The organism is Adlercreutzia sp. (assembly GCF_056795635.1).
In genome coordinates, this window is the sequence record NZ_JBQIIT010000019.1 from 1 (window position 1) to 11,925 (window position 11,925).

Sequence of the window (11,925 nt, forward strand, 5' to 3'; positions counted from 1 at the left end):
TCGTAGTCGCTGGCGATGAGGTCGGTGATCTTACCCTTGCCTTCGTCGCCCCACTGGGCGCCGACGAGCACTGTGCTGGGCATGCTGCGTCCTTTCGTCGTGAGCCTTTTGCTCGAAGATGTAAGTATAGTACAGGCGGCCGCAAATGGCCCGCACGTTCGGCAGCTACGGGTCTTTTCCAGGGGGCGAAAACCCCGAGGGAAAGAGCCGGGGCGGGCATGGGAGTGAAACCGGAAGGGAACGCCAGAGCGACAGGGACGCGGCGGAGCGGCCGTCGAACGCTACAGATCGATGATCATGGTCGAGCAGTCGGCCTGCTTGGCGGCCTTCTTCAGGGCCCGTACCACCTCCGGATGGCACGTGAACAGGATGACTTGACGGGTTTGGGCCAGCTCCACCAATGCCCGGGCGGCACCAATGCGACGGCGTTCGTCGAAGTTCACGAGAATATCGTCGGCAAGGATGGGGATGGCGCGGCCGACATTGTCAGCGCTCGTGAGCAGGGCGATGCGCAGGGCCAGGTACAGCTGCTGGCACGTCCCGAGGGACAGATAGACAGGCTCGCGCGTGCATCGGGCCGCATCGGCCACCAACAGGGTTCCCTCGGCCGAGAGCTCCACCGTCGTCCAGCGGCCCTCGGTCATGAGAGATAGGAGGCGGCTCGCCCTCGCATACACCTCTGGCTGCTGCTTCGATTCCCAGGCGGCGATGGCCGCTTGGAGCATGCGCTTGGCGAGGAGCAGGCGGGCAAAGTCGGCGCGGGCCTCGTCGAGGCGCGTGGATACCTGCTGCACCTCGATCTTGTACCGATCGAACGAGCCCTCGACCTCGGCCTGGGAGAGGATCGTTGCCAACTCGCCGGCCCGCTGGTTCATGGACTCGAAGGCCTCGAGCAGCCCGGCTCGTTGGCGCAAGCGGCGCTCGAGCTCGGCCTCCACCTCGGAGAGATCGGCCTCGGGAGAAAGGCCCGCTCGGACCGTGGCCGACGCCCGCTCCCGGCGAATCTCGGCCAGGCGAGCGCTGGCTTGAGCCGCCCGAGCTGCCGCTGCCTGCTGGCGCTGGCGGCATAGGGCCGCATCGGCGCGGGCGTCGCGGGCCTCATCCAAGAGCACCCGAGCCTGGCGCAGCGAGCCATCGGCGGCCCCGAGGCCGAGCTCTTCCAGCTCCTCCGCAAGGCGGCTCTGGGCCTGGCGCTCCTCCGCCTGGCACGCCTCGAGCTTCTTCTTGTCCTGCACCATGACCCAGTGAGCGTCCTGGAAACGCTCCTTGCGGGCGGTGTCGTGCTTGCTGGGGCGGAAGAGCAAGGCAAAGCCGCCCAGGGCCAGCAACGCTGCGAACACCGTGAGCAGGAAACCGATGGCCATATAGCTGAGGGCCCCGCGATCGCGCCCCTCGATGAACAGGGGCACACCCAGCAGGAACAGCACGGCGGGAATGACCACGCAGAAAGCCACCTGAATGCGCCGATCCGTCCGCAGGCGCTGCTGCTCGTCGCGGCTGTTCTCCGTTTCCAGCAGCGCCTCGTACACCGCTGCCGACGAGGTGTAATTAGCCCGGGCAACGTCGGTGCCGTGGGCAAGACGAGCCTGCTGGGCGGCCAGGACGTCGAGGCGGTCGCGCAGGGCGCGATCCTCGTTGGAGCTCAGATGGGCCAACGACGCTCCCGTCTCGCGCTCGCGTTCTAGCTGCTCAGAGGTGGCGACGGCCTGGGCCTCTTCGAGCCGCTCGATCTCTTGCTCCAGCTTATCCCGCTCCCCGTCCAGGGCCTCCAGAACCGCCCGCGCCGAGGAGAGCGATTCGATGAGCCGATTGCTCTCATCAACCCGCTCGGCCATAGCCTCCCGCTCCGGCTCCAGCTCGTGCAGCTCGCGATCTTGGCTGCGCCAACGGTCGGCCTGGTCGGCGGCTTCCTTCTGCCTCTCACGCAGCTCATTGCGCAGGGCAATCAACTGTGGAATGGACTGCGCGGCCCCGGCCGCGCGGGAGGTGAACGCCGCTAAGCGCTCGTTCACCTGGGCAAGGGCATGGGCCGGCGACGACGAGGTGCCCGAACCGGCCGTGAGCAGTTTCGCCGTGGTGTCGGTCGTATTCCGCAAGCTGCGCAATTCGTCGCTGTTCAAGGAGAACATCGTGCGAAAGGTGTCCTTGTCGATATCCTCCACCAGGGTTGCGTCCCCGTCTATGCCGTCGACGTTGCGCGTGCGCGAGAGCGTGCGACCGTCGGAGAAGATCAGGCTGCCGCTCCGCTCGGCCCCGGCGGGCTTGTAGGTATTCCGCCGGCCGCGGGCCTCCTCCCACCCGAACAGCACGCCGCCGGCAAAGGCGGCCAGGGTGGTCTTGCCCGCCTCGTTACCGCCGTAGACGATGTTCAGGTGCTCGTCGAAAGGGCCCACGGTCTTGTCGTGAAAGTGGCCGAAGCGCTCAATGCGCAGGTAACGCAGGAAGGGGCTTGTCCGTACCATCACTCATCGCCTCCCTGCACGAGCAGGTCGAGCACCAGGTCGGTGGCCTCGGCGGCGAGGCTGCGGGCTTTCTTTTCGGAAAGAGCCGCTGTGAGCGGGATGTTCCGCGCGAGGAACTCCTCCTGGATGTAATCGATCTGACCCGTCACGTCAGCGGCCATGGCATCGGCCGTGCGCAGGAACACCGCCGGGAACATGCCCTCGGCTCGCAAGGCCTCCTCGTTGAGGGGCGCCCGGGTGCGGTCGATGAGCGCGTCGCAGAAGAATTCGCTGTAGGCATCGTTAACGGAAGCCCGCACATCGTCGAGCACGCCAGGGCGGCCGAGCACCTCATGCAGAGAAGAAGAGCCAGTCAGTGTGATGCGGGACACCATCATCTCGCAGGAGACCGTGCCGTTCACGGCGAACAATTCCCTCATCACCTTGGCAACCAAGGCCGGAATGTTGGCACAATCGGACACGTCGACCTCAAGCTGCTCCCACACCACCGAGGCCGTGGGGATAAACGTCAAGGCCGGAGGGCAATGCTCGGCCAGCGTGACGGCATAGACGCCCCGCGGGCCCGTTTCCCTCACGTCGCGCCCTTGGATGCAGCCGGAGAACACGATGCGCGGATCGGATTCGTTGTTCGCGTAGCGGCGATGGATGTGACCAAGGGCCCAGTAGTCCATGCCGGCCCGCAGCAAGGCCGCCGGATCAGTGGGCGCTTTCACAGGATCGAGCGTCAGCCCTGTGTGCAGCACGCCCACGGCAAAAGGGGCCGCCACAGCACGGGGACCGAGGACCCTCTCCGCAGCTTCGCGGGTAACGCCCGCGGCAATGTCCTCCTGGGACGACCACACCTTGTTCGGGTACCCCCGGCCTCCGATGATGGCAAGGGGCTGGCCCTCCCGCTCATAGAGGGCGAAATCGGGCCGATCGGCCGCGAGCATCCTGGCCGAGGGCGGCAGGGCGAAGAAGTCCTTCTGCCACAGGCTCAGCGGATCGTGGTTTCCCGTGCACAGGTAGGAGGGAATGCCCGCAGCATCAAGTTTCTTGAGGCCGTCGAAGAAGCGCAGGTAATCGCGGTAGGAGGCGCGGGTGGAATCGAAGATATCCCCGGCCACCACCATAAAGTCCACTTTGCGGGACAGCGCCGCCTCCACCACCCGATCCCAAGCGGCGGGAATGGCATCGGAGAGCCGCCGCGCCCATTCTTCCGACAGCTCCCTCAAGCCGCGAAAGGGAGCGCCGATATGCAAATCGGAGGCGTGGATGAATGTCAACGGCGGATTCAACGGGTTTCCTAGAAGGAGGAGTCGAAGCGGGAATCGTCCACGAAGTCCATGAACTTGGTGAATTCCGGATTGAAAGCGAGGTCAATGTCGCGCGTGGCACCATTGCGGTGCTTCGCCACGAGGAGCTTCGCCATGCCCAGATCGGGACGGCTCTCACTCTCGGCCTCGATCTCGCTCATGGACCGGTCGATGAACATGACGATGTCGGCGTCCTGCTCGATGGAGCCGGAGTCGCGCAGGTCGGACAGCATGGGGCGCTTGTCCTTGCCGCGCTGCTCCACGGCGCGGGACAGCTGAGACAGGGCGATGACCGGCATGTTCATCTCCTTCGCGAGAATCTTCAGTCCGCGGGAGATCTCGCCAACCTGGTCGTTGGTGCTCTTGTTGCGCGTGTTGGGGCCGGGCTCCATGAGCTGCAGGTAGTCCACGACGATGAGGCCCTTCTGGCCCTCCTTCACGTTGCGCAGCTCGCGACGGGCCTTGGCGCGGGCCTCCAAGATGGACAGGCCCGGGGTGTCGTCGATGTACATGTCCAACGAGGCGAGCTTCCCCGAATGCTCGGCCAGGGCGCCCCAGTCGCCGTCGGCGATCTGGCCGCTGCGCAGCTTCGAGAGCGACACACGGGCCTCGGAGCACAGGATACGCTGCACCAACTGCTCGGCACCCATCTCCAACGAGAAGAACGTGACGGCCACGCCGGCCTTGGCAGCGTTGGTGGCCAGGTTCAGGGCGAAGGACGTCTTGCCCACGCCGGGGCGGGCGGCCAGAATCACCAGATCGCCGCCGCGGAACCCGTGGATCAGGTCATCCACGTCCTTAAAGCCCGTGGGAACACCCACCACGTGGTTGCGCTGGTTCGCCAGAAGGGTGATCTGCTCATAGGCCTCGGCAACGAGCTCGTCCATCTTGCGGAATGTGGAGGAAACGCGCTTCTCGGTTACCTCGAGCAGCATTTTCTCAGCTTCCTCAACCACCTCGTTCACATCATCGGGGGCATCGTAGGCCAAGGCGTTGATCTGCGCGGAGGCAAACACCAAATCACGCAGAATGGCCTGGCGCTTGACAATCTCCACATGGCGCTCCCAGCTCGTGAGCGAGAACGTGTTGTCGGCAAGCTCTGCCAAATAGGCGCGTCCTCCCACAGCCTCCAACTGGCCCAGGGCCTTCAACGTGTCGGCAAGGGAAATGGGGTCAACGGGAATACGACGACCGATCAAGTTCTGGATAGCCTCGAAGATAACCCGATGAGCAGGGCGAAAGAAGTTTTCAGGCCGAATGCGCATAACCACTTCTTCGGTCACTTCGTGGTTGAGAATACAGGCGGCCAGCACCGATTGCTCGGCCTCGATATTCTGGGGAAGCTGGGCCCGGGGGGCGATGACACCTTGGCTTTGTGGATCTTGATCCTGGGGGGCAAACGGCATGAACGGCTCTTTCTCTTGGGTCTCCTCTATTGTAGCGTGAATCTTCCCGCCCCTCTTGTGCTCCATTGTTTCACGGGAAACAAATAGGCTCGGGCGATGGGCCTCAGGATAGAAAAAGGCCCTCGCGAACGAGGGCCTTTATAGGGATCGATCGGAAAGGAGCTTACTCCTCGATCTCGGTCACCTCAGCCTCGACGGTGCCGTCCTCGGAAACCTCGCCGTCAACCTCGACGGTCTCGGGAGCCGGGGTCTCGGCAATCTCGAGGGCCTCGTCAAAGGCCTCGACGGTCTCAGCGGACTCTTCGTCCATGCCCTCGCCGCCGACGATCACGGTCACAACGCCCTTGATGTCGCGGTACAGAGAGACGGGAACCTCGTAGGTGCCCACCATCTTGATCGGCTTGCCCAGCTCAACGCGGCGCTTGTCGATCTCGACCTCGAGCTGCTCTGCGATGGCATCGGCCACGGCCGGAGCCGTGACGGAGCCGAAGAGCACGCCCTCTTCGCCCACCTGAGCGATAACGCGCACGGTGGCGTCGTTGAGCTTCGCGGCCAGAGCGTTGGCATCGGCAATGCGGGTCTCCTCGCGCTTGGCGATGTTCTTCTTACGCTCCTCCAGCTGCTTCAGGTTGCCCGGGGTAGCCTTCACAGCGTAGCCCTGAGTGAGCAGGAAGTTGTTGGCATAGCCACGGTTGACGTCGATGACGTCGCCCTCGCCGCCCTTGCCGTGGAGTTCCTTCAGAAGAATAACTTTCATGGTTCCTCCTTCGCCTAGCGGTTGCGGCGGTCGCCACGACCGCTCACCGCGGGAACGGCATAGGGCATGAGAGCCATGACGCGGGCGCGCTTGACGGCTTCCGCGATGTCGCGCTGGTGCTGAGTGCAGGCACCGGTGACGCGACGGGGCTTGATCTTGCCACGATCGGTAACATACTTGCGCAGCATTTGAGTATCTTTGTAATCGATATACTCCACGTCGTCCTTGCAGAACTGGCAATACTTACGACGAGGCTGCTTAGCGTAATCGGCCATGTTAACCTCTTTCGTTTCGCTTAAAACGGAATGTCATCATCGTACACGGAAGAGGAGGCATCAATAACGGGGGCTGCGGGGGCAGGTGCGCTGTAAGCAGGAGCCGGAGCAGCATAGCTCTGGCCTCCCCCGTAGGAGTCTCCGCCATAGGACGGGGCACCACCGTTGCTGTTGCGGCTCGACATGAACTCGAGCTCATCAACGATGACCTCCAGCTTGCTGCGCTTCTGGCCATCGCGCTCCCACTGGCTCCAGCGGAGCTTGCCCTCGATGGACACTTTGGTGCCCTTGGACAGATACTGGGCCAGGCTGTTGGCGCGAGCACCGAACATCGTGCAGTCCACGAAGTTCGGATAATCCTCCCACTCGCCCGTGGAGGGGTTCTTGCGGCGGTCGTTGACCGCCACGCCGAAGCTCAGCACGGCCATACCCGACTGGGTCTGACGCAGCTCAGGATCGCGGGTCAGATTGCCGCTGATGATCACACGGTTGATGCTCATTTCTACCTCTTCTCACAGTGAGCAGCCTAGTCGGACTGCTCGGCTTCCAAACTAGTCGCGATCGGCGCGGGCCACGACCATGTGACGCATAACGGCATCGTTAATGCGCAGCACGCGATCGAGCTCGGCAATGCTCTGCGGATCAGCATGGAAATCGATGAGAGTGTAGTCGCCGTCGGACAGACCGTTGATCTCATAAGCGAGTTTGCGCTTGCCCCAGTTGTCGACGTTGTCCACAACACCGTTGCTCTCAGCGAGAGTGGTCTCGATACGCTTCATCACGCCAGCGCGAGTCTCGTCATCGATCGTAGGGGGCACAATAAACAGCAGTTCATAAGCCTTCATCCAGCTCACCTCCTTTGGACTTTACGGCTCCGGGCTGGTGAAGGCACACGCCGGAGCAGGAATAGCCTGAATAGTCTATCAGAACACCCTGCTCCGTCCTCAAGCCGCTCGCGTCCATCACGGTAATCACACATTGCTTCGGTCGCAGCCCTATCCTACCAGCCTAAATTCGCACTTATGTCGCAAGGGCGCCGTACTTCAGTCCCGCCGCACGCCGCTCCGCCGTCCCCGAAAGCCACCCGCAAACCGCGGCACTGTCCCAGCGCGAACCGTCCGCAGCGCCCCCTCACCACACAAAACAAAACCGCCGTCAGCTTTTGCCGACGGCGGCCCAAGGAAATCTCTGGCGCCCCCGAGAGGACTCGAACCTCCGACGCACGGTTTAGGAAACCGACGCTCTATCCGCTGAGCTACGGGGGCGGATACAGGCCATCATATCATGGCCGAGGGATATATCAGATTTGCTTCAGCAGTTCCATGACGAAATCGCTGTTGAGAGCCAGCTGATCGCCGTCGATATTCTCCAGAACATCATCGGCCTCGCCGAAGAACGTCGGCTTCTTGCCCTCCATACCCACCAGGTGCATAGCCTGCTGGCCGTGCTTCATGGCGTAGGCCGAAGCACTATCGCGCCATTCCATGGTACCGTCGCCCACGGGCAGCCCCACGGCCTGGCCGGCCTTGCGCACGAGGCGCTTCATGCGACTCGAAGCCTTCTTCGGCAGGTACGTGCCCTCTCTGTCCATCAAGGTCAGTTCACCGGCGCCGAGGGCCTCCAATTCAATGATAATAGAGCCCTTGAGCTCGGCCTCATGGGTCTCCATGAAGGCGCGCATGCCACCATTGCCGGCGAGCTCAGAGCCCAGGGCAACGAACCACACCTCCATATCGATGCGCTTGCTGTGGAACTGCTCGATGGCCTCCGCCTCGGGGGCATCGTCAAACACGAAGCCTGCGGGAAGCCCATCGGCGAAGCTGGAAACAGTCTCCCGACGAGGCCGTGACTCCTCTTCATCGAACGACTCTTCGCCATCGGCGGAAACTCGCGAGAAGGCACCTCCTTCGAAATGGCGACCGCGACGGCGATGTTGGGGAGCGGGCTCATTGAAGTGATCCCCGCCGAAGTCGGGGGTGAAAGCTGTGGTTTGCTGGGGATCGAAGCCCTCGTCGTAGCCGTCGAATTCGTCTTCCTCGCGGAAGCTCTCCCAGCCGCCCCGCGCGGCACCCGCCTCACGGGCATCGAAGGTGTCTTCGACATCGAGCCATTCCTGAGGAGTGGAAGACTCAACCTGGGCGTGACGGCGACGCTTGCCGAAGATGCGGCCAAAGCGGCTCTTGGGCATTTCCACATAGCCGGGGCCAGCCATGGCTCCCGTCTCGGTGACCTGCTCCACGTAAGCCGAATCATCCACATCCTCGATATAGAGGTCGTCCTCACTGGCAGCCTCGAACATATCGTCCGTCAGAGGGGCCGCCGCACCCGTAGCCCCCATGGCCGAGAAAGATCCGGCCAGGTTGATGCTGCCCGACAATCCCGGGTCGGCCATAGCCGGAGCCTGGGAAAGAGAAGGCAGGGCATCGCGCAAGGCTGCCGAGCGAGGAGCCGCGGGGGATGCCGCCGGAGAGGCGACGGAGGGCACGATGGCGGAAAGGTCGCGCACCCGGCCGTCGTGCGCCGGCCGTTCCTCCGCCAAGGGGGCTGCCTGCAGATGATCGTCCATGGAAATACGGGGAAGTTCCTGGGAAATGCCGATGTTCGGCAGAGAGATGGCGCGGCGCTTGCGCGGAGCCTGATCGGATGCGCCCTCGACTACCGGGGGAATCTCTCCCACGGAGGGGATGACGAGGCGGCGGCGGGAACCCTCCGCAGCCTGATCCGCTGGAGTGGGAACGCCCGCCAGCGACGGAGCACCGACGGGAGGCGCCGCAACGGTAGCCCCCGTCAACGGCCGCTGGCCTTCGCGGAGGACCACATCGGGATCCTCGGCCGCCACCGCCGGAACCTGGGACAAGTCCACCGCCACGCTGCGATCGAGCGGGGAGGGAATGTCCGCCGGAGAGGGAGTCAGCACCTCCTCCGGCACGGCAGCGGGAGCCGTGGGCGAGGCGGGGATTTCTTCGACAGCGGCGGCCGGGGGAATATCCGTCGCAACCGGGGCCGCGGGGGAGGGCGAAACAGCTTGAGGCTCCACCGACAGCGCGGGCGCGGCGGCCGGGGCCTCTTCCAGCGGGGACAGGTCGGCAATCACGCCAGTCGGTTGGGCGCCGGCGGCCGCCGAAGCGGCCTGCACCGAAGCGCGCATCCCGCGCATGCGGGCGCTCAGTTCCTCCGTGGCGCTCTTCTGGGATTCCTCACGGGCGATGATCTCTTCCTCGGCCCGCTCCAACGCGGCGGCATAGCGCGAACGCTGCACCGGCTTCTCAACCTTCGGCTTCTTCGCCTGCTCCTGCCCCTTCTTGAACCAGTCGGGCACCGCAGACTCGGCCGCAGGGGCCGGAGCCGGCGCCGGGACGATAACGGGAGAAGCGGCCGGGAGTTCCACCTCCAAGGCCGGTGCCTCGTCGGTGCTGGCCGGTGCGGGGGCCTCCTCCGCCGCAGGGTCGGAGGCGGGGGTCGCCGCGGCTTCCGTTTCAGCCACCGGCTTGCCGGAGAGAGCCGCGACCGCCGCCTTGGCAGCAGCGAGACGTTCGGCAGCCGATTCCATGGAAGAGTCCAGCTCGTCGGTGTTCGAGGGAATGTCGTACACAAGCTCAATCCCTTCGGGCACCAACCCAGCCGAGGCTGCCGCCGCGGCGCCGTGGATCAGCGGTTCTTCCCCATCGGGGATATCGCGGGAGGCGGCCACGCGGGCGGCCACATCCAGCAGCACCGCCACACCGGAGGCGTTGCAATTCGCCCCGTCGTTATAGGTGCTCAGCTTCTCCAGAGCGAAAGAGAGAGTCGGCAGCACCGCCACAACCATAACGAGCCCCAGGGCAACGTTGAAGGCGATGAGGCCGCCGTCAACGGGGGCCACGATCATACGAACGAGCAGCAGCACGGGCATGAGCACCATGGCCGCGAATTCAACCCAATACAGGAGGGGAAGCGCCGCAATAACGGCGCTGTTCAAATCGCGGCGGATCTTGCCGCTGTCGTAATGGGCGACGATGATGACCTTGCGTCGCCGGCTCGCCTGCTTCGCCGACTTCAGGGGAACGTACTTCGCCACGACGTTCTGGCTCGCCCCCCGATTGAGCAGGCGCGAAAGCACGGGCTTGTCGAAAATCTCAGCAGCCAGGAGGAGTACGCACAAAAACCCGATCACAATAGAGGCAACCGAAACCACGGAGAAGATGGTGGCCACCAGGGTCATGAGCACGGCGACGCCGCTCACAAGAGCCCGCGGAAGGGTGCTGTCGGGGTTGCACTGGAAGTCTTCCATGGTGGTGGGCAGGCCCGTTTCGGCAGAGAGCGTCTCACTGATATAGAGAGCCGCACGCTGCTCTTCCTCGGTTCCCGCCGGCCGCGGGCCGATTTCCTGAGACAGGTATGCGACGCATTCGTTTAGCTCGGCCATGTACGTTGCCTTTCCTCGTTCAAAGAGGTCTGTTGACACAATTATTACTAGTATACGCTATTGGGCGCTCTTGCCCAAATAATCACGGAGAAACGTATCAGCATTACCCGCTTTGAGCCGCTCGGCCTCGTAAACTGTCACCTGATCCTCAATCGATTCGTAGAACCGGTCGGCTACGCGCTGATCGGGATCGTCCCCTAGATCCTGGGCCAGCGTCGCGGCCTCGTCCTCAAGGGCGTTATAGCGGTCGTTCTCCTCGGACAGGGTCTCTTTGTCACGATCGAGGTAAGCCTGGTCGGAGGCAAGGGCGGCCTGCTGCGCTTCGATACGTTTCTCTATATAGGCGACGAAAGAGCCCAAATCGAGGCCGGGATAATCACCCTGGGCCTTATTGAAGAGCTCGCGTGCGTCGTTCAGCTGTGCCACGGCCTCATTGCTTTTCTCCATCGAGGCGCGCACGTTGGCTTCGGACATCTCGCGCAGCAGGGCCGTCGCCTCCCGCGCGGCGGCGTCAGCATTGATGACGGCCCTCCAACCTCCCTGGCAATCGAGGAACGCCTCGGTGGCCATGAGGGATTGCTCAATGATAGCCACGCCGGCATCGAGCATGTTCAGGCGCGCCCGGGCTGCGGTCACAGCCTGATGGGCGGCCTCTTCGGCATCATTGTCGGCAAGAGTCGGGCGCATCGACTCGATGGCGGCCAGCGATTCCTCCAACTGAGCCCGCGAAGGGGCAATGTCTGCGACGACACGGCGATAGCCCTCCGAAAGATCCTCGAAGGAAGGGGTGTTTTGCCCAGTAGCCGTCGGGGAAAGGCGCTTCTTGTCATACTGGGCCATGACCAGCTCGTCGAAGGGGATCAGCGTCTCATCGCAACTGGTGATGACGTTGATGTTGTCGTTCAGAGAGGAGCGAAAGCCCTGCTGCTGGGTGCGCATGGAGATGAGCGTTTGCCCGAGAGTGAGGGCCAGGGCCAAGAGCACGCAAATGACCACGACCACGGGAACAATGCGAAAAGCTCGGCGATCCACCTCTGCCGCAGCGGCCGAAGCGAACGATGATGCCGAGGACCGCGTGGGCGCCGTTCCCTCGGGAATGACGATGGATTGACTTCGGGCCGGAGTGGCCCGGGGCTTCTTTCCCCGCCCGAGCGTGAACAACGGTACCCTCCCCGCGCCGCCGCCGTCCCGTCGATCTCGCTCGGCGGCATCTCGGGCCTCGCGGGCTGCATCGAGCACGCTGAAGGAAATTTCGTTCGAAGAGCCGTGGGTGTGGCTCTTAATGTGAAGTGCATGCTGAGCCTTCTTCTTCGCCATGGACAAAG

At 63.7% G+C, this 11,925-nt stretch carries 10 protein-coding genes and 1 tRNA gene; all 11 read right to left on the reverse strand.

The annotated features are described in order from the left end of the window. Window positions 1-182: adenylosuccinate synthetase (locus ACTOXK_RS09840; RefSeq protein WP_482279920.1), on the reverse strand; the 182-nt coding region annotated here is incomplete at its 3' end. A 99-nt stretch (window positions 183-281) separates the two neighbouring features. Continuing rightward, on the reverse strand, window positions 282-2,462 hold the full coding sequence (locus ACTOXK_RS09845; protein WP_482278374.1) for an ATP-binding protein: 2,181 nt from the start codon (window positions 2,460-2,462) through the stop codon (window positions 282-284). Continuing rightward, window positions 2,462-3,739, reverse strand: coding sequence for a metallophosphoesterase family protein (locus tag ACTOXK_RS09850; RefSeq protein ID WP_482279233.1), 1,278 nt, complete (start codon window positions 3,737-3,739; stop codon window positions 2,462-2,464). Before ACTOXK_RS09850 ends, ACTOXK_RS09845 begins: the two co-directional genes overlap by 1 nt. A gap of 8 nt (window positions 3,740-3,747) precedes the next feature. Continuing rightward, a complete protein-coding gene (gene dnaB / locus ACTOXK_RS09855) occupies window positions 3,748-5,163 on the reverse strand; it encodes a replicative DNA helicase (RefSeq protein WP_482278356.1) in 1,416 nt (471 codons plus the stop codon). Between the two features lie 163 nt (window positions 5,164-5,326). Beyond that, window positions 5,327-5,920: a 50S ribosomal protein L9 gene (rplI, locus tag ACTOXK_RS09860; RefSeq protein ID WP_482278357.1), complete on the reverse strand. Its 594-nt coding sequence runs from the start codon at window positions 5,918-5,920 to the stop codon at window positions 5,327-5,329. A gap of 14 nt (window positions 5,921-5,934) precedes the next feature. After that, window positions 5,935-6,195 carry a 30S ribosomal protein S18 gene (gene rpsR, locus ACTOXK_RS09865; protein ID WP_022738039.1) on the reverse strand — a complete coding sequence of 87 codons (261 nt, stop codon included), beginning with the start codon at window positions 6,193-6,195 and terminating at the stop codon, window positions 5,935-5,937. A gap of 20 nt (window positions 6,196-6,215) precedes the next feature. Beyond that, window positions 6,216-6,695: a single-stranded DNA-binding protein gene (locus ACTOXK_RS09870; RefSeq protein WP_160324335.1), complete on the reverse strand. Its 480-nt coding sequence runs from the start codon at window positions 6,693-6,695 to the stop codon at window positions 6,216-6,218. A gap of 51 nt (window positions 6,696-6,746) precedes the next feature. After that, window positions 6,747-7,040: a 30S ribosomal protein S6 gene (gene rpsF / locus ACTOXK_RS09875; protein WP_135970749.1), complete on the reverse strand. Its 294-nt coding sequence runs from the start codon at window positions 7,038-7,040 to the stop codon at window positions 6,747-6,749. Between the two features lie 344 nt (window positions 7,041-7,384). Then, window positions 7,385-7,460: transfer RNA gene (locus ACTOXK_RS09880), tRNA-Arg, on the reverse strand. Between the two features lie 35 nt (window positions 7,461-7,495). Beyond that, window positions 7,496-10,600, reverse strand: a complete 3,105-nt coding sequence (locus ACTOXK_RS09885; RefSeq protein ID WP_482278358.1) for an aminopeptidase — start codon at window positions 10,598-10,600, stop codon at window positions 7,496-7,498. Window positions 10,601-10,657: 57 nt separating this feature from the next. After that, window positions 10,658-11,917, reverse strand: a complete 1,260-nt coding sequence (locus ACTOXK_RS09890) for a hypothetical protein (RefSeq protein ID WP_482278359.1) — start codon at window positions 11,915-11,917, stop codon at window positions 10,658-10,660. Between the last annotated feature and the right edge of the window lie 8 nt (window positions 11,918-11,925).

Excerpts from the sequence above, each read along its gene's own strand:
- dnaB (WP_482278356.1), bottom strand. The coding sequence starts at position 5,163 with ATGCCGTTTGCCCCCCAGGATCAAGATCCACAAAGCCAAGGTGTCATC.
- rplI (WP_482278357.1), bottom strand. The coding sequence starts at position 5,920 with ATGAAAGTTATTCTTCTGAAGGAACTCCACGGCAAGGGCGGCGAGGGC.
- ACTOXK_RS09885 (WP_482278358.1), bottom strand. The coding sequence starts at position 10,600 with ATGGCCGAGCTAAACGAATGCGTCGCATACCTGTCTCAGGAAATCGGC.
- ACTOXK_RS09890 (WP_482278359.1), bottom strand. The coding sequence starts at position 11,917 with ATGGCGAAGAAGAAGGCTCAGCATGCACTTCACATTAAGAGCCACACC.
- ACTOXK_RS09870 (WP_160324335.1), bottom strand. The coding sequence starts at position 6,695 with ATGAGCATCAACCGTGTGATCATCAGCGGCAATCTGACCCGCGATCCT.
- rpsR (WP_022738039.1), bottom strand. The coding sequence starts at position 6,195 with ATGGCCGATTACGCTAAGCAGCCTCGTCGTAAGTATTGCCAGTTCTGC.
- ACTOXK_RS09845 (WP_482278374.1), bottom strand. The coding sequence starts at position 2,462 with ATGGTACGGACAAGCCCCTTCCTGCGTTACCTGCGCATTGAGCGCTTC.
- rpsF (WP_135970749.1), bottom strand. The coding sequence starts at position 7,040 with ATGAAGGCTTATGAACTGCTGTTTATTGTGCCCCCTACGATCGATGAC.